Genomic DNA, 22,425 nt, shown 5'->3' on the forward strand with positions numbered 1-22,425 from the left:
TTAGTAAAATATGTTTCAAGATATTGGTAAGTATTAGCCAATTCATTCAAAGCATGGTTAGTCCAAAAAATGTTATAACCATTTTCCATAAACTTTTTTAGCTGCTGAGTTTGGTTGCAGATTTCCATTTTCAGCATCTGCAATTCCTAATTCAATAGATTCTTTTTCATCTTCAGAAATTTCATTCCACCAATCTTTAGTTTCATTTTTCCTTAATTCAATAATTTTTTGGATTAAAGTACTATCTTCTAATGTAGTTAACCATTGAATGAGCTCAATCTTAGCATTTAGCAAATTGCTTTCCATAATTCAAATTTAATCTATTTTATTGAGTTTCCAAACTTTTAGTTTTCATAGCTTCTTTTGTAAAAGACGCTGTTGGAAATGGCATTTTATTGCCAATTTAGTCTTATCTTTACAAGCTTAAATGGAAGATTTACAAATCAATATAGAAGCCATTATTTTTGCTTCAGAACAACCTGTTTCTGTACAAGAACTCTGCTTGTTTCTCAATAAGCTTCAAGAAGAAAATGATTATGATGAAACTTTTATAGAAGGCATAGTACAAGTCATCATAGAGAAGTATCAAAATGAAATGTTTCCTTTTGAAGTTGGCAAAGTAGGTGGTGGTTATCAGTTTTTAACCAAAGGAAAGTTGCACGAAGCCGTTTCTAGTTATTTGAATAGAAATACAGTAAAAAGATTGTCGCAAGCAGCTTTAGAAACACTGTCTATTATTGCGTATAAACAGCCAGTTACTAAAACCATTATAGAAACTATTCGTGGTGTAAATGCAGATTATACCGTTCAGAAATTAATAGAATTAGAGTTAATTGAAATTGCAGGAAGAAGCGAAGAAGTTGGCAAACCATTATTGTATAAAACAACGCCATTGTTTTTAGATTATTTTGGAATTAATGGTTTAGAAGAATTGCCAAAATTGAGAGAATTTGAAGAAATACAAAACCAAATAGGTGAGCAAGAAAACATCGAACAAGAAGACCAATTATCATAAGTCTAAATCAAAAAAGAAAGATGAATTTGCTCAGCACATAGAGCAAACAGTTAAGAAATTTAAAGAACCAAGAGAGAAAAAAGAACCTGGATCTAATGAAGTTAGATTGAATAAGTTTATTGCTAATGGCGGAATTGCTGCTAGAAGAAAAGCAGATGAGTTAATTAAAGAAGGTGCAGTTAGTGTAAACGGAAAAGTAGTATTAGAACCTGGATTTAAAATCAAATCTAAAGACAAAGTTACTTACAATGGCAAAGTTGTAGAAGGAGAGAAGTTGTATTATGTGCTTTTAAATAAACCAAAAGGTGTTATTACTACTACTAGTGATGAAAAAGACAGAAAAACAGTAATGGATATTGTTGACATTCGCAAGAATGTGCGTCTTTTTCCTGTTGGTCGATTAGATAGAAATACAACAGGGTTGTTGTTGATTACTAACGATGGAGATTTGTCGCAACAGTTGGCACATCCTAGTAGCAAAATTACCAAAGTCTATCAAGCAGAATTAGATAAACCATTAACCGAAGCCGACTTAAATAAAATTAAAGCAGGTTTAACTTTAGAAGATGGCTTAGTAGAAGTAGATGAAGTAGCTTATACTTTACCACGAGGCGATGACAGACATGTTGGTATTGAATTACATGTAGGCAAAAACAGAATTGTAAGAAGAATATATGAGCATTTAGGTTACGAAGTAAAAAAACTAGATAGAGTACTTTACGCTGGATTAACTAAGAAAAATCTACCACGAGGCAAATGGCGTTTCCTTACAGAAAAAGAAGTTATCTTTTTAAAATATTTTATCTCGAAGAAGAAGTAAACTAAAAAAAGATTTAACATCTATAAAATTTTATTTTTTATAAATTTGTAGTGTTTACAGTTTGTAAACAAGAATAATTATGGAAACATCTAGTAAATATCAAACAAATTCTACAGAAAATAATTTAGATAAGTGGTTTGATGATTTAATTAATCAGTTACACATAGATCATTTACAATTATCAACTAAGACTGCAGATGCTGATAAGGAAAACTTTTATCAAAACTTAATTAGCAATAATGTTGATGGAATGTTAGATTCAATGAATAAAGACAGAATGCAGTATTATATTTCAAATATACTTTTTTCGTATTCTAAAGAATTATTTATTAGATTGCAAAATAATATAGATAAAATTAAAATTGCTGTAGATTATTCTAGTACTAAATTATTGGTTTGGTCTGAAATTCCATCAGAAAATGAAGCTTATTATGAAGATGCATTGCTATTATCAGAAGCAAAGGTAAGTGCCATTTATTTTGATAGAGGTTTTAGTATATCTTCTACTATAGTTTCTAAAGAAGATAATATAAAAATTCCTACTCAATATAAGTTGCTTAATTAAATACTACCATGCCTTTGTTTGAAGAACACTTAAAACAATCTAAAAATAATTTACAGTTCTTAGAAAAAATAAACAAAGAAAACCTTTCTTTTTTTGATTGGAAAGTTACGGTTTGTTTTTATACTGCCTTACATATAATCAATGCACATATTTGTAAGAAAACAGGTGTGAATTATAAATCGCACGAAGAAGTTGATAATGCAATAAATCCAAATAAACAATTATCATTATCTAAACTAAACGAATCAAATTATTTAGCATATAAAAAACTACAGAATTTATCAAGAAGATCAAGGTATTTAGTAAATGAAAGTAATATAAGATCTAATGATGCTTGTTTTACAGAACAAAGGCATTATAAAATGGCATTACAATACTTACAATCTTTAATTAATTTTTTTGAGAATGAATATGATGAAAAATTAATTGTAATTGAAGTTTTGTGTCCAGGTTATGCAGAATCTGCTAATTTTATAACTACCAGAACTTAATTTTTCCAGCAGCGAACCAACACATTCTTAGTAACATCCAACCATTGGTAAATCGTGAGATATTGGTATCACCATAAGTTCGTTCTCTATAACGAATTGGTAAGTCTATTATTTTTAGATTCAGTTTATACGCACCAAATAATAAATCGAAATCACCAAAAGGATCGAAATCGCCAAAAAACTTTCTATTGGCTTTTAATTGTATATAATCTTTTCTAAACATTACTTTAGTGCCACAAAGTGTATCTTTAATTGGCTGTTCTAGCAACCAAGAAAAGACTTTGCTAAAAAACTTATTGCCTAAAGTATTTAAAAAACGCATAGCTTCTTTATCCATTTGATACACCAAACGAGAACCATTAATAAACTCTGCTTTTCGTGTAGCAATAGCATTATAGAATTTTGGTAACTCTTCTGGCGGAACCGTTAAGTCTGCATCGAGAATCATTAAGATGTCTTTGGTTGCCATGTCATAACCTTTTCTTACAGCATCGCCTTTGCCTTTACCATCTTGTTGAGTAATTTTTATATCATGCGTTGATTTATATTTTTCTTGCATTTGTTGAATCACTTCCCAAGTATCATCACTTGAGTTGCCTTCTACAAAAATAATTTCTTGTTCTTTGCCAAATTTTGGTAATCTCAAAATAGCATTTTCAATATTGCCACTCTCGTTTCTTGCAGGAATACATATAGTAACACTAAACTCATCACTAACTGTTGCTTCTGTTTCTGAGATATAAGGTCGTGCAAAAATAAATTGATTTAAACACAGACTTTTTATCAAAGGCAATTTTGCAATGTATTTATTGAAAAACCAAGATATAATTGGAATATTAATAGGTATAAGCAATCGTCTATTAGTTCTGTAAGTTTCAAATCCACTTAAATACAACAAATTAGAAATGTCGCTTTCGTTTAACCAATTTTGATGTGGCGATTTTTTCTTGATACCAATTAACTCACCAAAATTTAAAAGTGGTTCCCACCAATGATTATAGTACGAAATAATAATTCTAGTATTCGCATGACAATTTTCTTTGATAGAATAAAACACATCTTGAATATTGTCTAAATAACCCACTACATTATTAAAAATAATTACATCAAACTTTTCTTTGAGCGAAAAATCTTCAGCATCCATTACAAAGAAATCTGCATTGGTAACATTTTCCTTAGCAACAGCAATCATGTTTTCGCTAATATCTATACCTACTTTTTTGTTGGCAATTAACTTTGAAAGCGTATTGCCTGTACCACAACCAATTTCTAATACACTACTATTTTCTTGTAGAAAAAAATTCAGATACTTAACAATATCGTTTTCATAATAGTTAAATCGTTTTCTATAACCATTGTATGAATCAGCTAGTTGATTAAAGTGTTCATGTATCTTATTTTTTCTTATACTTAATTCCATGTATTATTTTTTCTTAATAATGATTGTTTGAAACATAGCAATATATGGTAAAATTGGACTACAAATCTTTTCTATAAAGTTAATTAATTTATAGAAAGTAAAAGGCACTAACGCAGGTTTAGATAAACCACCAGAAAGCAAATATTTAAAAGGAGTATGATACTTAAATGCTACGAGTTCTAAATTGGGAAATAATTGATTGAATTTTTGAATATCTCTTTTAAATATAATATATGGTAATGCTCCATTAGCATCACTTAATGGACCCTTGCTTTCAAATTTCCAATCAACGACATTTTCTTCAAATGGTTCATGGTGAAAGTTTTTATAGATGAATCTAGAAAATAGAGTATTTGCTGGTTCTACCATATAAATAAATCCATCTTTATTTAAAACTCTATCTGCTTCTTTAAAAAATGCTTCATTATCTGGTATGTGATGTAAAACATTCAGCATAAAGATAGACTTAATTGTATTATCTTCAAAAGGCATCTCAGTTGCAGAGAATTGCATATCACAGCAATCTAAAGGCATAATGTCTGAAGTAATTACTTTTGGATAAATGTCTTTTAAAAAACCACCACCAGCACCAATTTCTAAAATTTTTCCTGTAGTAGTATTGGCTTCATCATACTGTTTAAACTCATTATACCAATCGGTATGAATTTGTTTTAAAAAAGGTTTTGATAAAACAATGGCTCTATGTTCTAATGTCGTTTCTGGTTTGTCTAATGTATTTATATCAGTCATTATTATATGCTAATATTATTTATTTATAATTCTAATAGAATCTATATAATTATAATTAATTTTATAGAGTGTAGATTTTTCAAACTGACCTTCATTGTGTATCTCTTCAAATGCATTTGGATATTTTTGTGCTATATAATAAACATATCGATGCATAGTATTTACAAATTGATTAGCAATATATCTGTTCGGGTCTAATCTTAATTCAGAAGTAACGATGTAATTTACTTTATTTTGAATTAATGGATCAAGCAAAGAGTCTGCATCTTGAGTTGGAACATTATAAACAGGATAAAATTCTTTTCCACCAGAAAAAATATAAGACATTGGTGCTTTTCTAATTGCAATATTTTCCTTAGGTAGATTGTCTTTACACCAAATACTCATATTTACATAGTTTTGCCAATCTGGAGTATAGCCATAGGCAGGATTACCATTTATATTTTCTATAAACATTGGAAACCTTTCTTTTCCATTTGTAATAGTTGCTTTTAGATTAGATACAAGTAATATAAATAGAATTAAAGGTAGTGCAAATTGAGTAAAGCTAAATTGTTTTCCTAAAATATAAAATAGATAGAAAATTGTAAATAGTATGAACGGCAAATACACCATAATTAATCGAGTTTGTCCCCAAGAGGTGTGTAGTGTTACAAATGTAACGGCTAGCATTGCCAAAAAATAAAGTGTAGAAAAGAGTAAATATTTTTGTTTGTTTTTATAAATATAAAATAAACTAACGAGTATTATTACTATAGAAATTATTGTTAACATTGTATTTCTTTCGGCTGTTTCTTTTACAAAACCAAGTACATAATAAAATCTAGAGGAAATATAAATTTCGCAGTTTCCCCAAAATCGTTCCACAAAGCCCCAAGTTGTTTCTTGTCCTAATTGTTGATTGTAAACATCTTTTTGAAACATTAATTTACTTTGAGCAGCAAACTGTGAGTTTGCTGCTGGCCAAATAAGTGTAAGTATTAATTTATATAAACCATAAAAAATTCCAAAAGAGACTATAGATAAAGCTGCTGGAATATATTTTTTTTCTAGAATGAAATAGATAACAATAACAGCAATAAAAATAAGTGCCACATTTCTAGTTAATAACTGTAGTAAGCAAATAGCACCAACAATTAAAAACTGCCAAGCGTTCTTTTTTATATCAAAAGTATTGGAGTCTAATTTGTCAAAGAAATTAAAAAGTACATAAAAACTTAAACCCATTACAAAAAATGAAAGTGTTTCAGCATAAGTCAAACTAGCATACATTAAATATGGAAAGTTAATAGCTGTGATTAATAGTGCAGGAATAAGTATTAAATACGGAATTCTATCTTTAAATGCTTTATAAGTAAACCAAAGTCCTAATACAAAAAAGAGTAACGAAAACAATTTCATTAGCACCAGTTTTATCCCAAATAACTTAATGACTAGTCCTAAGAAAATTGGATATAAAGGAGCATTGGCTGTGTAAAAATAACCAAAAAAGTTTTTAGCATAGTTTGCACCAGCTTCTATATATAAAGAATCGTCATTTGCTGTAGAAACTTTTGCATCAAAACAGAAAAATCCAAATAATATTGCTAAAAACAATATTAAAATAATATATTTTTTTTGATTGTTCTTAAAATGGTTTTCTAAGAAAACAAACAAGTCACTATTTTCTGTTTTTTTGTGGGTTGATTTAGGTGTAACAGTTTGTTGTTTATTACTTGTTGTAGCATTGGCTTGATGTTGTTTTCCTTTAAAGTTTTTTTTCTTACTCATAGTTGTTGTTTGGTTAAGAATAAATCAAAATAAAAAAGACGCTCTTTGGCTTTAGTTTCGTATAAACTCAATTCTTTCTTATCAAATATAGATAATTTACCATTTATGTTTTTATAGATAAACAAATCAAGGTCTTCTAATTGTTGATACCAATTATCTAGAGCAATTCCACATTGAGCAATTCCGTATGGATAAAACTCAGTAATAATTTTCAAATCATTACTGTTTTTAATTAAGGATTGCATTCCTTCAAAAGCATAATATTCAAATCCTTGAATATCTATTTTTACAAAATCAATATGTTTTTCTTTTATAAAATTGTCTAAACAAACAGCATCTATTGTTTCTTTTGAAGTAAAATCTTCATTTGCAAAAGTTTTGTGGTCAACATTCATTAAATCAGATTTGTACAAAGTCAGCACTTCATCTTTATTGCCAACAGCTTTATGAAATAGCTGTACATTTTGCAAATGACCACAGTTCTCTTGTAAGTGTTTAAAATTAGTACTATCTGGTTCAAAACTATAAACTTTACCATTTGCTCCAGTTAATTCAGAAAGCATTTTCGTATAAAAACCAATATTCGCACCAATATCTAAAATAATAGCATCTTGCTTTACATATTGTTTAATAATTTGTATATCGTATTTGTCATTTCGTTGCTTAAAAATAGGATACAATTTATTGTATATAGGAAATGCATTTTGATATAAAAAATTACCAATTTTTATAGAAAAAGAAGACATATTTATTTTTTTAAACCAATTTCTCTTAATCGTTCATCTAAATATTCGCCAGCAGAAATAGGTTCGTAGTGAATTGGATTTTCTGTAGTAACACAACTTTCTAAACAATCTAAACGCATTTCACTTCTTGGATGTAAAAAGAAAGGAATAGAATATCTTGCAGTACTCCATTTTTCTCTCGGCGGATTAACAACTCTATGTGTGGTAGAACGCAACTGATTATTAGTTAATCGTTGTAGCATATCACCAACATTTACCATAATTTGATGTGGTTCTGCTTTCGCAGCATGCCAATTGCCTTCTAAATCTTGTACTTGTAAACCATCAGCACTTGCACCAACCAACAAAGTAATTAAGTTAATATCTTCATGTTCTTCTGCTCTTATTGCAGATTTTGGTTCTTGTGTTATTGGCGGATAAAATATGGCTCTTAAAATACTATTGCCATTATGAATTTTAGCATCAAAATAATTTTCATCTAACTCTAAAAAGTTAGCAATTGATCGTAGTAAGTGTCTGCCAGTATTTTCAAAACTTTTATATAAGTCTTTTCCATATTTTTCAAAATCAGGTAATTCATCTACCACAATATTATCAGGATAGTCTGCTTCAGGCATTACTTCACCTTCTACATATTGACCTATTTGCCAAAACTCTTTTAAATCAGCAACTTCACTTTGTTTTGCTTTCTCTCTACCAAACGAAGTATAACCTCTTTGTCCTGCTAATTCTACTTTTTCATAACTCAATTTTGTTTCAGTAGGCAAAGCAAAAAACTGTTCCACTACACTGTAAAAATTATCAATTAACGCTTGCGGAATACCATGATTTTCTACAGCAGCAAATCCTATTTCTTGATATGCTTTTCCAAACTGCTGAATAAATTTTTGCTTTCTTTCAGCATCACCAGATAAATAATCTTCTAAATCAACTACTGGAATATAACTCATACTTTATTTTTATGGTAAAGATAAAAATATTAAATTCAAAACAATTAAGTTTCAATGTTTTTTCCTAAATACTATATGACCTTCAATAAATTTAGTGAGAACAAATAAAAAAGCGTTAAGAAAATCTTGTTGTTTGAGTGAAACGAGTTTTAAGATTTTTTAAGCAGTTCGAGCGTCAAGAATTCCTGTCTACCGACAGGTAGATATTGTAGTCTTGATTTTTTGTAACTTTTGTATCAAGACAAAACTTAATCCTCTGAATTATAATATTAGATTAAACCCAAATTACGCATTAGACTTTGTCATGAGAGAAAATTATACAAAATATTTACAAAGCACGGAATTTTTTTCACGGAAATGTAGTTTTAGCTACATTGAGTATAAAAAGATGAGTACTGAAGTAAATATAAAGTAGAATTTTTTCGGAATAAATTTCTAATGCGTAATTTGGGTTAAACAATCAAAACGATATACTTAAGCTTATATTCAAGTATAAAAATGTATTTTTGTCGTTCAATAGCTAAGTTATGACACATATTAATATAAAACAATTATTTGCAGAAGGAAAAATTGACGAGCAATACTTAATAAAAGCTTGGGTAAGAACTAAAAGACAATCTAAAACCGTAGCTTTTATTAATTTGAATGATGGTTCTTGTATTCAAAATTTACAAGTAGTAGCAGAAACAGATCAATTTAATGAAGCATTATTAGCTAAAATAAACACTGGTGCTTGTATTGCTGTACAAGGAAAATTAGTTGCTAGTGGAGGCAATCAAAGTGTAGAGTTATTAGCAGAAAATATTGAGATTTATGGAGAAGCAGATCCAGAAAAATATCCATTGCAACCTAAAAAACACTCATTCGAGTTTTTAAGAGAAATTGCACACTTGCGTCCAAGAACACAAACTTTTGGTGCTATTTTTAGAATTCGTCATCATTTGGCATTTGCAATACATCAGTATTTTAATAATAATGGATTTTTCTATTTACACACACCAATTATTACTGGTTCTGATGCAGAAGGAGCTGGTGAAATGTTTAAAGTAACCACTTTAGATTTAGACAATGTGCCAAAAACAGACGAAGGCAAAATCAACTATAAAGAAGATTTTTTTGGCAAAGAAACTAATTTAACTGTAAGTGGACAGTTGGAAGGTGAATTAGGTGCTATGGCTTTGTCTAAGATTTATACTTTCGGACCAACTTTTAGAGCAGAAAATTCTAATACTAGCAGACATTTAGCTGAGTTTTGGATGATTGAACCAGAAGTGGCTTTTTATGATTTGAATGACGACATGAACTTAGCAGAAGATTTTTTGAAATATCTTATTCAATATGTTTTAGATAATTGTTTAGATGATTTACAGTTTTTAAATGATAGACAAGCAACTGAAGATCAACAGAAACCAATGCAAGAGAGAAGTCCAATGCCTTTGATAGAAAAACTGCAATTTGTTGTCAATAATGATTTTGTTCGATTAACTTATACAGAAGCAATCGACATTTTGAAGAAAGCAAAAAATAAATTTAAATTTCCAGTAGATTGGGGAACGGATTTACAAAGTGAACACGAACGATTTTTAGTAGAAAAAGAATTCAAGAAACCAGTTATTTTGACACACTATCCAAAAGACATCAAAGCATTTTACATGAAGCAAGATGAAGATGGAAAAACAGTAAAAGCAATGGATGTGTTGTTTCCAGGAATTGGCGAAATAATTGGTGGTTCGCAAAGAGAAGACGATTATCAAAAACTAAAAGACAGAGCTTTAGAAGTAGGTATTACAGAAGAAAGTATTTGGTGGTATTTAGAAACCAGACAGTTTGGTGCTTGTCCACATGCTGGTTTTGGTTTAGGTTTTGAACGATTGGTTTTATTTGTAACAGGCATGAGCAATATTAGAGATGTAATTCCTTTTCCAAGAACACCAAAGAGTGCAGAATTTTAATTAATTTTATTGACATAGATTTTCAAGATGCTAAAACAAAGATTATCGCAAAAAATGCTACAAAAGTTGTCGCCACAACAAATTCAGCTAATGAAATTGTTGCAAGTGCCAACAGCTATGCTCGAACAAAGAATTAAAGAAGAGTTGGAAGCAAATCCAGCATTAGAAGAAGATCCAAGCGACTACGATTTTGATAAAGAAGATATAGCAGAACCACAAGAAATTACAGACAACGAAGAAGATTATAGCAATGACGATTTTGAAGATAATTTAGATTTATCCGACTACGATAATGATGACTACGATTATAGTGGAGGTACTTCTGGAGGAAGTAGTAGTGATGACGACGACCAAAAACAAGTACCATACGCAGTTAATAAATCGTTTCACGATAACTTAGTCGACCAATTAATGTTGGCAGAGCTAGATGAACATCAATTTCAAATAGCAGATCATTTGGTAGGAAGTGTAGATGAAGATGGTTATTTAAGAAGAGATTTAGATGCAGTAGTAGACGATTTAGCTTTTCAGAGAAATGTTACTACTACAGAAGAAGAAATAGAAGAAGTTTTAAAAATTATTCAACGATTTGATCCAGCTGGAGTTGGTGCTAGAACGCTTCAAGAGTGTTTGCTCATTCAGTTAGATAGAAAAAAACAAAGCAAAGAAGTGTTACTAGCAACCGAAATCATTACCAACCATTTTGATGCATTTAGCAAAAAACACTACGACAAATTATTAAAAGCATACGACCTAACCGAAGAAGAACTTAAAGTAGTTCTAGACGAAATCCTACATCTAAATCCAAAACCTGGAGGTACAAGTGCTAACAGTAGTATGGCTATTCAAAATCAAACCATAGTACCAGATTTTACTATAGAAAACAATAATGGCGAATTAGAAATTTATCTCAACGGAAAAAATGCACCAGACTTACGCATCAGCGATTCTTTTAAAGAAATGATGCAAAGTTACAGTCAAGGCAACATGAAAGACAAAGAACAGAAACAAGCTTTGGTTTTCATCAAACAAAAAATAGATGCCGCTAAGTGGTTTATTGATGCGATTAAACAAAGACAACACACACTTTTTGTTACCATGCAAGCATTAGTCGACTATCAAAGACAGTTCTTTTTAACTGGCGATGAAATGGATTTAAAACCAATGATTTTAAAAGACATTGCAGAAATGACTGGTTTAGATATTTCTACAGTATCGAGAGTTGCCAATAGCAAATATGTACAAACAGAATTTGGTATTTATAAATTAAAATATTTCTTTTCAGAATCATTACAAACCGATAGTGGCGAAGAAGTATCTACCAGAGAAGTAAAAAAGATATTGCAAGATATTATAGACGGCGAAGACAAAACCAAACCACTAAGCGACGAAGACTTAACCAAAGGATTAAAAGACAAAGGATATAATATTGCTAGAAGAACCGTTGCCAAATACAGAGAACAACTCAACATTCCAGTAGCACGATTAAGAAAAGAGTTGTAAAAACCTTTTATGTAAAAAAAATTATGAAAATAAATTTAATTATACTCATATCTTTAATTTCTGTATTAACTGTAGATGCACAAACTATTACAGACGCAGCATTTCCTAAAGGTTCTAAGGCATTAATGAAATATTTAGATCAGCATTTAGAATATCCAATGCTAGCAAAAGAAAATGAACTTGAAGGTAAAGTTTATGTAAGATTTATGATTGATGAAGAAGGTAATATAATTAATCCCAAGGTAGTTAAAGATGCAGTTGGTGGAGGATGTTCATTAGAAGCGGAAAGAGTTGTAGAAAATATGCCTAATTGGATTCCAGCAATGAAAGATGGAGTACCTATAAAGTCATACTATACATTGCTTATTATTTTTCAACTTAACAATCCAGAACCAACTCTAATTGATGATGAAGATTCTATATTTCAGAACATAACTTATTTTAATAAACTTGATAAACTGTATTCAGAGTTTGATATGTATTTTTCAGTTTCCGAAGAAGGGAAAACGATAGAAGCATCAATAGCAGGTGCAGAAATGTTTGATGAAAAAACTACTAAACAAATTATTGAAGAAGCGATGAAACTTCAATGGATTCCTGCTAAAGAAAATGGAGAAAATATAGCATCTGAAACAGAAATTTATTTTGAAATTTCCAATAGGATTGTAACATTAGATGGGAAGAATATTAAAGTAATAGATTGCTATTCAAAGATACAAGAGTATATTTATGAAGATAATATATCATCTGTAAAAAAATTACAAGAAATATTAAAAAACAATGATAATATCAATTTAGATATTAAAACAATAGAAACTATAAAAAATTTGGAGCCATAATTTTCGTGCTGTCGGGAAGAAATTCCCGACATTTTTTTATAAAATAAATTTCCTATTGCTTAAATTAGTTTCTTCAATAAATTTATTATACTTATTTTGTCCTTATATTTATAGCTAATGAAAAATTTAATATTAATACTACTCTTTCTAGCATTTACTCAACTGCAAGCACAAATGTTTCCACCTCCACCACCATATATTGAAGGAAAGCAAAATAATTATCCAATAGAAGTACAGATAGACACTAGTAACTCATCCGAAATTTATTTAAGAGCAGAAATACAGCCGTCATTTCCTGGTGGTGAAAATGCTTTAATGCAATATTTAGAAAAATATCTAGTATATCCAGAAAAAGCAGTAAACTATAATATTCAAGGCAAAGTGTATCTCAAGTTTTATATAGATACAGATGGTTCTGTACGAGATGCTAAAGTGGTTAAAGATGGGACGAAAGGTAGTGGTTGTGCTGAAGAAGCATTGAGAGTTATAAATAATATGCCCAAATGGTCACCAGGTATTCAAAGAGGAAAACCAGTAAAAGTATATTATACACTACCAATTACATTTACATTATCATCAGATAAACAAACCCAAAATGCAGTCTTAATAGATTCATCTTTAAATGAATTAGGGGAGTATTTATTTGTTTATCCTAAATCTAATAAGATTAATTATTATGCGGAAATGAGATATTATATTTCTAGCCAAGGGAATACTGACTTTGTAGATGTTTTACAGACAAATATTGATGATGAGTATTTAAAGACGCAATTAGAATTACAAGCAATGAGAGCTAAGTGGATTCCTGCAAAGTATGGAATAAGCAATGCAAGTTCATCAGAAGTAAAAACAAGTACATTTAATACAGTAGTTTACACAAAAGATAGCAAGGTTGTAGGGCTAAAATATTTAAAAGATATAATAGATAATTTTGTAAAAGAAAAACTCACATTAGAAGAAATAAAAACAAAACTACTCAAAAAACATGTAATAGATATTGATGAAGAGATTATTGAAAGTATATCAAAAATTAAAACCTACTAAAAAATGAATGCACTTTTAAAAACATTTACTATAACAAAAAATTTGTCTTTATTATATTATAATAGAATAGATAAATCAAAAGTATACGAACAAATTACTATAAATAATAAGCAATTAAATAGTGCTGCTTGGATATTTGCACATCTTACTTGGGCAGAATATTTCTTAATTCATCAAGGATTTGGATTTGATACCAAAGCACCAGATTGGTTAGAATTAGTAAAGATTGGCAATAATCATGAATTGATAAAAGATTTACCAAGCATCGAAATCATATAGCAATACAACCAAGAATTGCATCAAGAAACAATAAAACAATTACAAAATATTTCAGAAGAAGTATTATTACAAGAAGCACTAATTCCATTAAAATTTGGAGATGACAATTCTAAGCTAATGATGCTAATGCACACCATTAGACATGAAGGCGTTCATACAGGACAATTGTCTTACTTAGCCAAGTTGCTGTAAGAACTAAAGCAAATAGATTTTGCTTAAAAAAGAAAGTCGCCTGCTACTATACAGGCGACTTTCAGGTTGAGTTTAAAAAGGATGAGTATGCTATACTTCTACTAACTATTAACTAACTGTATAATATTATTTTATTTTTTCCCTGCTAAAATTGGCTCATTAGCATTGGTATTAAATGCAGATTCTAAAACTGTAATTCTTGCACCAATTTTTCCTAGAATATCATTGTTTTCAAAAACAGGATATTCGTGTTTTAGTCTTAGCCAACCATAATAACTATTATTATCTTTTACAATTTTAATTCCTAAATAATAAGTTTGGTCTTGTGCTTGAGTTGGTAAATTTATTATTGCTCCACCTTGTGGTGTCATAGTATTATATGAGAACCCTGCAATTTGAAAAGAACTTGGATAATTTATTTCTCCATTAGAACTTGTGGCTGCCTGTTCCGCTGTTCTATAATAATTACTCCATTCCGTATTTTCATCTATTGATTGATTGATTTGGAAGGACTGAGGTGCTGTAATTCCTATTAAAGACTTTCCAGAATAATAAACTTCTGTTCTAGTAATAGTAAAACTTGCATTAGAAGAAATTCCCCAAGTTGGATAATACGGTGTTTGTAAATGTGTGGCTATAATAAAGTCGTTTTGTCCATCATTGTCTATATCATAATATCTTGTTTTTTCCCAGCTATTACTCATGCTTGGGTCGCCACCAGTATAATTATAATAATCTAATGCATGGTTATATTGTTTGTATACAATATTGGGCGAAGTATTACCGCCAACTGGTGCAGTAGGAATACAGCTACTTACTAATACTACTGTAGTAAGTGCTATTAAAATGTTTAGTAATTTTTTCATATAGTAAAAATTTTTAAATTAATATTTAAATTGATAGAATAAGGTATCTCTACTCCAACGCATATTTCGTTTTATAATTCGGTTGTCGTTATCGTAGGTATAGCCAAAGTTGTAAGTTTCTATAAGCTCATTACTAATTATATTGTACTCTTCTCTTTTAACAAGCGTATTAGTATTGGTTTTTCCAAAATTTAAACCTACTTTGCTTATAACATCTAAACCTCCTATGTAAATATAACGAACGCCACTTGTAAAGAATCTAGTATCTAATTCTGCTGGAATTGAATTATTACTATAAGTGAGTAGTACTCTTCCTATTATTGGGCCATTGTCTAGTCTAAGCTCAAATTGTAATAAGTTATTGTTTGCGTCATAATCAAAATTTATAAAATCTCTAATTCCTGTTGAAGAAGAATCATAAATTCTAGTAATTAAATCATTTTCATAAGTAATCCACAAACCATTTCCAGCAGTGTCTAATACATTTGTAACTTGATTTTTTTCATTGTAGTAAAAATAAGCTATACTCGAACCTACATTTACTTCATAAGTATTTGCAACTATTCGGTCCAATTGATATTCAAATGCAATTGATTTTAGTAGTATTGCATTTACGGTAGTATCATCATAAACCGTAGCACTATTTAAAGTTTTATTATCATTATAAAAGAAATTAACCGACTGTATAACGCCATCTGCTAGTCGTCCGTTTACATTGTCTACAACTATTTGGTTTGATTGTTTGATTAATCTAGAACTTGCAACATCATCTACCCTTCTACAAGCAAAAGATAATGTTAACAAGAATAATATACTACAACCTATTTTAATAAAACGCATTCCTTTTATTTTAACTCCTTACAAATTTGTGTAAAGTTTTTAAAATATTTTCCTACAAATAAAATGCTTTGTCAATAAAAATTAGTAGTTTAGATTTTATATTATGTACAAAAATAAACTTATACAGACTTATATTTCTTTAAATAAAGGAGAATTGAGGCGATTGAAGAAGTATATAAAATCTGATTTTGTCAATAAAAATGAAGAAATATTGGCTTTCTTTAATTTTATTGATACAAGAACAACTTTAAATGAACAAACTGTAACTAAAGAAAAGGCACATCAGTTTATTTTTGGGAATGCGTCTTACAATGATTTAAAGATGAGACATTTAATTTGGCAGACTGGTGTCATTATAGAAAGTTTTATTATTTATGACCAAAGTACTAATAATGAAATTTTGAAAAATCAGTTGTTGTCTAACTTTTATTCTAAAAAAGAGTTGTATAAGTATGCAGAAGAAACTTTAAATAACAATATACATTTGATAGAGCAGAGTACAACAAAAAATGCAGCATATTATTTAGATTTGTTTAAAACAAATGCGAGTTTGTTTGATATTGCTCAAAGAAATATAAGAAGTAATCAATTTAATATAGAACAAATTGTACACAACTCTAGTGTGTTTGCTATTATTGAAGCGTTAAAATATGGCTGTCTAGTAAAGTCTATTCAGAAATTAAATGAGTTTGAAATAGAAGATTTTTTCATTAATAATATTATTGATTTTTTACCTAATTCTAAATATATAAAAAATCCGATGGTAAAAATTTACTATAATGATTACCTTTTAATTACCACTGAAGAAGAAGAAGCTTTTTTGAGTTTAGAGCAAGACTTAAAAAAACATCAGCAACTGTTTTCAAAAGAAGAATATATAGAAGTATATGCCAACTTATTGAATTATTGTGTTAAGCGTACCAATCAAAACGATGAAGTATACGCAAAAAAAGCATTTCAGTTATATATAGATGGTGTGAAAGATGGTATTTTGCTCGAAAAAAATGAAATTAACCGATTTGTTTTTACCAATATTGTTACGCTTGGTATTAAAGTAAAATCATATGCTGTGATAGAACAATTTATTGTATCTTATTTTAAAAATATTGATGAAGATTATAGACAAAACACCTACGACTTTAATCAAGCAAAGCTCTATTTTGCCAAAGCAGAATATGATAAGGCATTACAAATTTTATTAACCAACGAGTTTAAAGATGTACTTTGGAATTTAAATGCCAAATTTATTGTACTTAAAATATTTTTTGAGCAAGCAGAGTATCAATCGTTTGTTGTTTATTTAAAGTCTTTTAAAGTATATATTAAAAGAAAGAATAATATTGGTTATCATGCTACTTATTTTAACAGTGTAGCTAAAAGTTTAACACAGTTACAAAAAATTCAGAAGCAACCTAATAAATATAAAAGTTTTAGTTTTGACGAATCTACAGCAGATAAAGCTTGGTTTGATAATGCTTTACAATTAATCAACCAATCATTAAAAAAACAAAAAGCAACAACTACATAAAGTTTGGTGTTAACTGATGCTCTTGATCTTCGTAGAATTTATTAATGTATGCTACTGCTTCTTCAATATCATCGGTTACTAGAAATAAATCTAAATCATCTGCATTAATATTCTTGTTGTTTTCCAATACTTCTTGTTTTATCCATTCTAATAAACCAGTCCAATATTGCTTTCCCATTAATACAATTGGTACTAAAGCAATTTTTTTAGTTTGTACTAAAGTCATTACTTCAAACAACTCATCAAGTGTGCCAAAACCACCAGGCAAGTACACAAAACCTTGAGCATATTTTACAAAGACTACCTTTCTTACAAAAAAGTAATGATGCAAAATGTTTTTATCGTGGTCTACAAACGGATTAGAACCTTGTTCAAATGGCAAGTTAATATTTAAACCAACCGATTTTCCACCACCAGTTTGTGCTCCTTTGTTTCCTGCTTCCATAATTCCGGGACCACCACCAGTAATAACACCGTAACCTTCTTCAACCAATCGTTCGGCCATCTTTTCTGCCAATTGATAATATTGATGGTCTGGTTTTGTTCTGGCAGAACCAAATATAGAAATACAAGGACCAATTTTGTCCATCTTATCATAAGCATCTACAAACTCGCTCATTATTCTAAACATGCTCCAACTGTTAGAAGCATTTACTTGTGTCCAACTTCTTTGTTTATAAGGTTGTTTTTTTCTAAAATCGTCTAAGCTCATAAAAATCAATTTTTATTATAAAAACAGTTTTTTGCTATTATTTATACAAAAAACCGACTTGCAAAGATAGTAAATTAATTGATATTTTGTTTTTTCAGTAGCAGTAATCCTAACATCGTAATAATTGCATTGATGCCTAGCAATTCAAATCCAAAAACATAACCATTAAACCAAGTAGCTGCTTTTGTACTTAGCAAATAAGTGAGTAATGGTGCAATAATAGCGACTACAATAACACCTTTGTCTTTTATCTCAATTTTAGTAAACATACCAAAAAGATACAATCCTAATAGTGGACCATAAGTATAACCTGCTACGGTGAATATAGTACCTATAATTGCTGTTTTACTATAAGGTTCAAACAATATAATAATAATAAATATAATAATAGAAAAAACAACATGAACAATTCTTCTAGTATTTTTTTCTTGTTGAAGTTTATTCGTGTCTCTTCCAAAACCTAAAAAATCAATACAAAAAGAAGTTGTGAGCGAAGTTAATGCAGAATCGGCACTAGAATACGCTGCTGCAATTAAACCTACTACAAATAATAAACCTATTATAAATGGTAAATGTTGCAATGCAATTGTTGGATATAATAAATCTGATTTTTCTGGAAGTGCTATGTTTTTTGACATTGCAAATAAGTACAACAAAGCACCTAAACATAAAAATAATAGATTAACAAATATAATGACTACACTAAAACTCAACATGTTTTTTTGTGCATCTTTAATGTTTTTACAACTCAAATTCTTTTGCATCATATCTTGATCTAAACCAGTCATTGCTACTGCAATCAAAAAACCACCAAAAAATTGTTTGATAAAATGTGTTTTAGAAGTAACAAAATCATTAAAGAAAAAAATCTGACTGTAATCGCTGTTTTTAATCGTAGCAATAGTATCACCAAAACTTAAATTCATTGCTTTAGCAATATAGTATATCGTTAACGCAACTGCTACCAACATTACGGTAGTTTGTATAGTGTCTGTAATAACAATAGTTTTAATACCACCTTTAAAAGTATATAACCAAATTAGTACAAGCGTAATGATTACCGTAACATAAAAACTAATGCCTAAGCTATTCATTACAAATTGTTGTAGTACAACTGCTACTAACAATAATCTAAAAGAAGCACCAAATGTTCTTGAAATTAAAAAGAAAGCAGCTCCAGTTTTATGTGCCGTTTTGCCAAAGCGTTCTTCTAAATAAGTATAGATTGATGTTAATTGCAAACGATAATAGGTTGGCATAAGTACCATTGCAATGAATACATATCCAAAAAAATAACCAAATACCATTTGCATATAGGCAAATTGTTGCGTCTTTACCCAACCTGGAACTGAAATAAAGGTTACGCCAGACAATGACGCACCTATCATACCAAAAGCAACTAAATACCATTTGGACTGCCTATTGCCTACAAAAAAGGTGTTGTTGTCTGCATCTTTAGATGTAATAAAAGATATAGCAATTAAAAATAAAAAATAAACCAATACAATAGTAAGTATTAATTTAGGATTTAAAGACAAACTTTGTAACAGCACAGCAGATAACATATATTATAGTATTTTTAGCTAAGTTGATAAAATTTTACGAGAATAAAAAAGACAAAATTTTCTCTTATTTTTACACCATGCAATATCCTTCTAAATTAATTGAAGATGCCGTGAATGCTTTTGCAAAAATGCCAGGAATTGGTAAAAAAACTGCATTGCGTTTGGTATTGCATTTACTACAAAATGAAAGCAAAAACACAGAACAATTTACCTTTGCTTTACAAAATATGCGTAACAACATAAAGTTTTGTAGTGTGTGTAGTAATGTTTCTGATGAAGATATTTGTAGCATTTGCAACAATCCGTATCGAAATAAAAAACTAATTTGTGTAGTAGAAAACTTTAGAGATATTTTAGCAATAGAGCAAACACAACAATACAATGGTGTTTATCATATATTAAATGGTTTGATTTCTCCAATTGATGGTATTGGTCCTGATGATTTAAATATCAACTCGTTAGAAGAACGCATACAGCAAGACGAAGCAGAAGAAATAATTATGGCAGTCAATCCAACAATTGATGGTGATACTACTATTTTTTATTTGTCAAAAAAACTATCGATGTATGATATAAAAATTACTACGATTGCTAGAGGTATTTCTTTTGGTGGTGAATTAGAGTTTACAGATGAAGTTACTTTAGCAAGAAGTTTACAAGCCAGATTACCTTACGAACAATATTTAAATAAATATTAATCATATTTTTGAATAAACTAAGCATCATTATTGTTAATTACAATGTTCGATATTTTTTAGAACAATGTTTAAGGTCTGTTTTTCAGTCAGATGTAAATTTTAATTTTGATGTTTGGATAGTTGACAACAATTCTAAAGATGATTCGTTGTTGATGTTGGAACAACAGTTTCCACAAGTAAAACTAATTGCCAACAAACAAAATGTTGGATTTGCCAAAGCCAATAATCAAGCAATAAAACAGTGCAATAGCGAATATGTTTTGTTGCTCAATCCAGATACAATTATACAAGAAAATACATTACAGATAGTTGTAGATTTTATGGACAAACAAGAAGATGCTGGTGCTGTTGGTGTAAAAATGTTAGACGGAAATGGCAACTTTCTACCAGAATCTAAAAGAGGTTTTCCTACACCAATTGCTGCAATTTCTAGGATGAGTGGTTTAGATAAGTTGTTTAGTAACTCAATTATTTTTGGACAATATCATTTGACTTATTTATCGAAAGACAAAACACATGAAGTAGATGTTTTATCTGGAGCATTTATGTTAATTAAAAAAATATGTTTAAATAAGATAGGTTTATTAGATGAAGCATTTTTTATGTATGGTGAAGACATCGATTTATCTTATCGATTAAAGCAAGCTAATTTTAATAATTACTATGTAGCAGATACTTCTATTATTCATTTTAAAGGCGAGAGTACTAAAAAATCTACTTTTAATTATGTAAAAACCTTTTACAATGCCATGCTTATTTTTACAAAGAAACACTTTGGAAAAACAGTAAACGGAAAGGTACTTATTTTTTTATTAAGTGTTGCTATATATTTAAAAGCTTCATTAGTGTTAATACAAAATACAATAAAAAAAGTATTTCCAGTAATAAAAGATGCGTTGGTAATTGTTGGCATTTTATTTTTAATGCAATCTTTTTGGGAAAATTTTGTTTTAGTAAAAGCGCATATTCGGTTTCCTACATCATTTCAGTTTTTTAATATACCATTATATACTATAATTTGGTTGTTTACTTTTTGGTTGTTTGGCAGATATGATGTCAATGCTAAATTTAAAAACTTAGTGGTTGGATTAATTATTGGTTTTATAGTCATTTCATTGGTTTACGCCTTTTTGCCATTGTCGTTCAGAACATCAAGAGGTGTAATTATAGTTAGTACTATTTTGCTATTTGCTGTTTTTATTTTATTGGATTATAGTATGCAATTGCTATTTCATCGTAAGAAAAATTATTTTTCAAACAATATAAAATTTGCTACAGTAGCTAATAACATAGAAGCAGAAAATATATTAAATTTTATTCACAAAGATAAGAAACAATACATTGGCAATATTTTTCATAGCGATACCAAAACACATTATTTAGGAAAAACTATTGATGTGAATGAAATTGTAAATGCTTATCATATTGACGAAATTATTTTAAGTGCTAAGAGTTTGACTTCGCAAGAAATTATACAAACCATGCAGTTGTGTAGTAATAATGTGCATTTTAAAATTGCAATGGAACACGCTATTATTGGCAGTGATGATAAAAATAAAAGTGGAGATATTTATACTATCGATATTTCGTATAATTTAAACAAACCTATTTACAAACGACTAAAACGCTTATTAGATATATTAATGTGTTTTGTAGTAATAATTTTATTTCCTTTATTTTTAATTTCTAAGAACAGTGCTAATTGGTTTAAAGGAATTTATTTGGTTTTATTTAAACACTATACTTGGATTGGTTTCGATAATATCAACAATAATACAATAAATAAAAATATTTTTTCTATATCTTCTTTTGATTATAATGAGTATATTAAAAACTATACACCATTTTTAGATATTCAGTTGTTGATGAAAAAGTTTTAA

Annotated in this window: 23 protein-coding genes; 13 read left to right on the plus strand and 10 right to left on the minus strand. The window is 29.0% G+C overall.

The features are described 5' to 3' along the window. Window positions 1-72: 72 nt before the first annotated feature. Window positions 73-306 carry a hypothetical protein gene (locus H6553_01125; GenBank protein MCB9032419.1) on the minus strand — a complete coding sequence of 78 codons (234 nt, stop codon included), beginning with the start codon at window positions 304-306 and terminating at the stop codon, window positions 73-75. A 121-nt stretch (window positions 307-427) separates the two neighbouring features. On the opposite strand from H6553_01125, the gene scpB reads away from it, so the two are divergent. The 4 genes from scpB to H6553_01145 all read left to right on the plus strand — a co-directional run bounded on the left by scpB (window position 428) and on the right by H6553_01145 (window position 2,891). Further along, complete coding sequence (gene scpB, locus H6553_01130; protein MCB9032420.1) at window positions 428-1,015, plus strand: SMC-Scp complex subunit ScpB; 588 nt, start codon at window positions 428-430, stop codon at window positions 1,013-1,015. Then, window positions 975-1,835, plus strand: a complete 861-nt coding sequence (locus H6553_01135) for an rRNA pseudouridine synthase (protein ID MCB9032421.1) — start codon at window positions 975-977, stop codon at window positions 1,833-1,835. The genes scpB and H6553_01135 overlap by 41 nt, the downstream gene beginning before the upstream one ends. Before the next feature lie 79 nt (window positions 1,836-1,914). Further along, complete coding sequence (locus H6553_01140; GenBank protein MCB9032422.1) at window positions 1,915-2,400, plus strand: hypothetical protein; 486 nt, start codon at window positions 1,915-1,917, stop codon at window positions 2,398-2,400. Between the two features lie 8 nt (window positions 2,401-2,408). Then, the gene (locus H6553_01145) at window positions 2,409-2,891 is read left to right on the plus strand and encodes a hypothetical protein (protein ID MCB9032423.1); all 483 of its coding nucleotides are present in this window, start codon (window positions 2,409-2,411) and stop codon (window positions 2,889-2,891) included. Here H6553_01145 and H6553_01150 read toward each other — a convergent pair. Genes H6553_01150 through H6553_01170 form a run of 5 tightly spaced genes read right to left on the minus strand, consistent with a single transcriptional unit; the run spans window position 2,878 to window position 8,527 of the window. Continuing rightward, window positions 2,878-4,311: a glycosyltransferase gene (locus H6553_01150; GenBank protein ID MCB9032424.1), complete on the minus strand. Its 1,434-nt coding sequence runs from the start codon at window positions 4,309-4,311 to the stop codon at window positions 2,878-2,880. The two genes, H6553_01145 and H6553_01150, sit on opposite strands and share 14 nt — an antisense overlap. A gap of 3 nt (window positions 4,312-4,314) precedes the next feature. Continuing rightward, on the minus strand, window positions 4,315-5,061 hold the full coding sequence (locus H6553_01155; protein ID MCB9032425.1) for a class I SAM-dependent methyltransferase: 747 nt from the start codon (window positions 5,059-5,061) through the stop codon (window positions 4,315-4,317). Between the two features lie 15 nt (window positions 5,062-5,076). After that, entirely contained in the window at window positions 5,077-6,831 is a 1,755-nt protein-coding gene (locus tag H6553_01160) for a hypothetical protein (protein MCB9032426.1), read from the minus strand. Continuing rightward, on the minus strand, window positions 6,828-7,577 hold the full coding sequence (locus tag H6553_01165; GenBank protein ID MCB9032427.1) for an FkbM family methyltransferase: 750 nt from the start codon (window positions 7,575-7,577) through the stop codon (window positions 6,828-6,830). The genes H6553_01160 and H6553_01165 overlap by 4 nt, the downstream gene beginning before the upstream one ends. Before the next feature lie 2 nt (window positions 7,578-7,579). Next, window positions 7,580-8,527 (minus strand): isopenicillin N synthase family oxygenase, encoded by a 948-nt coding sequence (locus tag H6553_01170; GenBank protein ID MCB9032428.1) that lies wholly within the window; start codon window positions 8,525-8,527, stop codon window positions 7,580-7,582. 527 nt (window positions 8,528-9,054) lie between these two features. Between H6553_01170 and asnS the strand changes: the two genes are divergently transcribed. The 6 genes from asnS (at window position 9,055) to H6553_01200 (ending at window position 14,336) form a co-directional block, all read left to right on the plus strand. Then, entirely contained in the window at window positions 9,055-10,479 is a 1,425-nt protein-coding gene (asnS, locus tag H6553_01175) for an asparagine--tRNA ligase (protein ID MCB9032429.1), read from the plus strand. Between the two features lie 27 nt (window positions 10,480-10,506). Beyond that, window positions 10,507-11,982, plus strand: a complete 1,476-nt coding sequence (rpoN, locus tag H6553_01180) for an RNA polymerase factor sigma-54 (GenBank protein ID MCB9032430.1) — start codon at window positions 10,507-10,509, stop codon at window positions 11,980-11,982. Window positions 11,983-12,005: 23 nt separating this feature from the next. Then, window positions 12,006-12,821, plus strand: a complete 816-nt coding sequence (locus tag H6553_01185; GenBank protein MCB9032431.1) for an energy transducer TonB — start codon at window positions 12,006-12,008, stop codon at window positions 12,819-12,821. Window positions 12,822-12,938: 117 nt separating this feature from the next. Further along, a complete protein-coding gene (locus H6553_01190) occupies window positions 12,939-13,865 on the plus strand; it encodes an energy transducer TonB (GenBank protein MCB9032432.1) in 927 nt (308 codons plus the stop codon). Between the two features lie 3 nt (window positions 13,866-13,868). Continuing rightward, window positions 13,869-14,144, plus strand: coding sequence for a hypothetical protein (locus H6553_01195; protein ID MCB9032433.1), 276 nt, complete (start codon window positions 13,869-13,871; stop codon window positions 14,142-14,144). Window positions 14,145-14,159: 15 nt separating this feature from the next. Then, window positions 14,160-14,336: a hypothetical protein gene (locus tag H6553_01200; protein ID MCB9032434.1), complete on the plus strand. Its 177-nt coding sequence runs from the start codon at window positions 14,160-14,162 to the stop codon at window positions 14,334-14,336. 131 nt (window positions 14,337-14,467) lie between these two features. Here H6553_01200 and H6553_01205 read toward each other — a convergent pair whose 3' ends face one another. Then, window positions 14,468-15,202 (minus strand): hypothetical protein, encoded by a 735-nt coding sequence (locus H6553_01205; GenBank protein MCB9032435.1) that lies wholly within the window; start codon window positions 15,200-15,202, stop codon window positions 14,468-14,470. Between the two features lie 18 nt (window positions 15,203-15,220). After that, window positions 15,221-16,042: a hypothetical protein gene (locus tag H6553_01210; GenBank protein MCB9032436.1), complete on the minus strand. Its 822-nt coding sequence runs from the start codon at window positions 16,040-16,042 to the stop codon at window positions 15,221-15,223. A 103-nt stretch (window positions 16,043-16,145) separates the two neighbouring features. On the opposite strand from H6553_01210, the gene H6553_01215 reads away from it, so the two are divergent. Further along, window positions 16,146-17,570 carry a hypothetical protein gene (locus tag H6553_01215; GenBank protein ID MCB9032437.1) on the plus strand — a complete coding sequence of 475 codons (1,425 nt, stop codon included), beginning with the start codon at window positions 16,146-16,148 and terminating at the stop codon, window positions 17,568-17,570. Here the strand turns inward: H6553_01215 and H6553_01220 are convergent. Both H6553_01220 and H6553_01225 read right to left on the minus strand, forming a co-directional pair. Then, window positions 17,563-18,282 (minus strand): TIGR00730 family Rossman fold protein, encoded by a 720-nt coding sequence (locus tag H6553_01220; GenBank protein ID MCB9032438.1) that lies wholly within the window; start codon window positions 18,280-18,282, stop codon window positions 17,563-17,565. The genes H6553_01215 and H6553_01220 overlap by 8 nt on opposite strands. Before the next feature lie 74 nt (window positions 18,283-18,356). Next, window positions 18,357-19,847 carry a sodium:solute symporter gene (locus H6553_01225; protein ID MCB9032439.1) on the minus strand — a complete coding sequence of 497 codons (1,491 nt, stop codon included), beginning with the start codon at window positions 19,845-19,847 and terminating at the stop codon, window positions 18,357-18,359. 77 nt (window positions 19,848-19,924) lie between these two features. Between H6553_01225 and recR the strand changes: the two genes are divergently transcribed. Both recR and H6553_01235 read left to right on the plus strand, forming a co-directional pair. Then, window positions 19,925-20,545 carry a recombination protein RecR gene (recR, locus tag H6553_01230; protein MCB9032440.1) on the plus strand — a complete coding sequence of 207 codons (621 nt, stop codon included), beginning with the start codon at window positions 19,925-19,927 and terminating at the stop codon, window positions 20,543-20,545. An 8-nt stretch (window positions 20,546-20,553) separates the two neighbouring features. Continuing rightward, window positions 20,554-22,425: a glycosyltransferase gene (locus H6553_01235; protein MCB9032441.1), complete on the plus strand. Its 1,872-nt coding sequence runs from the start codon at window positions 20,554-20,556 to the stop codon at window positions 22,423-22,425.

This window comes from Chitinophagales bacterium (assembly GCA_020636535.1).
GTDB lineage: Bacteria > Bacteroidota > Bacteroidia > Chitinophagales > JADIYW01 > JADJSS01.

What these genes read in the sequence shown, in the direction of transcription:
- H6553_01125 (MCB9032419.1), bottom strand. Translation starts at nt 306, where the DNA reads ATGGAAAGCAATTTGCTAAATGCTAAGATTGAGCTCATTCAATGGTTA.
- scpB (MCB9032420.1), top strand. Translation starts at nt 428, where the DNA reads ATGGAAGATTTACAAATCAATATAGAAGCCATTATTTTTGCTTCAGAA.
- H6553_01140 (MCB9032422.1), top strand. Translation starts at nt 1,915, where the DNA reads ATGGAAACATCTAGTAAATATCAAACAAATTCTACAGAAAATAATTTA.
- H6553_01145 (MCB9032423.1), top strand. Translation starts at nt 2,409, where the DNA reads ATGCCTTTGTTTGAAGAACACTTAAAACAATCTAAAAATAATTTACAG.
- H6553_01150 (MCB9032424.1), bottom strand. Translation starts at nt 4,311, where the DNA reads ATGGAATTAAGTATAAGAAAAAATAAGATACATGAACACTTTAATCAA.
- H6553_01155 (MCB9032425.1), bottom strand. Translation starts at nt 5,061, where the DNA reads ATGACTGATATAAATACATTAGACAAACCAGAAACGACATTAGAACAT.
- H6553_01160 (MCB9032426.1), bottom strand. Translation starts at nt 6,831, where the DNA reads ATGAGTAAGAAAAAAAACTTTAAAGGAAAACAACATCAAGCCAATGCT.
- H6553_01165 (MCB9032427.1), bottom strand. Translation starts at nt 7,577, where the DNA reads ATGTCTTCTTTTTCTATAAAAATTGGTAATTTTTTATATCAAAATGCA.
- H6553_01170 (MCB9032428.1), bottom strand. Translation starts at nt 8,527, where the DNA reads ATGAGTTATATTCCAGTAGTTGATTTAGAAGATTATTTATCTGGTGAT.
- asnS (MCB9032429.1), top strand. Translation starts at nt 9,055, where the DNA reads ATGACACATATTAATATAAAACAATTATTTGCAGAAGGAAAAATTGAC.
- rpoN (MCB9032430.1), top strand. Translation starts at nt 10,507, where the DNA reads ATGCTAAAACAAAGATTATCGCAAAAAATGCTACAAAAGTTGTCGCCA.
- H6553_01185 (MCB9032431.1), top strand. Translation starts at nt 12,006, where the DNA reads ATGAAAATAAATTTAATTATACTCATATCTTTAATTTCTGTATTAACT.
- H6553_01190 (MCB9032432.1), top strand. Translation starts at nt 12,939, where the DNA reads ATGAAAAATTTAATATTAATACTACTCTTTCTAGCATTTACTCAACTG.
- H6553_01195 (MCB9032433.1), top strand. Translation starts at nt 13,869, where the DNA reads ATGAATGCACTTTTAAAAACATTTACTATAACAAAAAATTTGTCTTTA.
- H6553_01205 (MCB9032435.1), bottom strand. Translation starts at nt 15,202, where the DNA reads ATGAAAAAATTACTAAACATTTTAATAGCACTTACTACAGTAGTATTA.
- H6553_01210 (MCB9032436.1), bottom strand. Translation starts at nt 16,042, where the DNA reads ATGCGTTTTATTAAAATAGGTTGTAGTATATTATTCTTGTTAACATTA.
- H6553_01215 (MCB9032437.1), top strand. Translation starts at nt 16,146, where the DNA reads ATGTACAAAAATAAACTTATACAGACTTATATTTCTTTAAATAAAGGA.
- H6553_01220 (MCB9032438.1), bottom strand. Translation starts at nt 18,282, where the DNA reads ATGAGCTTAGACGATTTTAGAAAAAAACAACCTTATAAACAAAGAAGT.
- H6553_01225 (MCB9032439.1), bottom strand. Translation starts at nt 19,847, where the DNA reads ATGTTATCTGCTGTGCTGTTACAAAGTTTGTCTTTAAATCCTAAATTA.
- recR (MCB9032440.1), top strand. Translation starts at nt 19,925, where the DNA reads ATGCAATATCCTTCTAAATTAATTGAAGATGCCGTGAATGCTTTTGCA.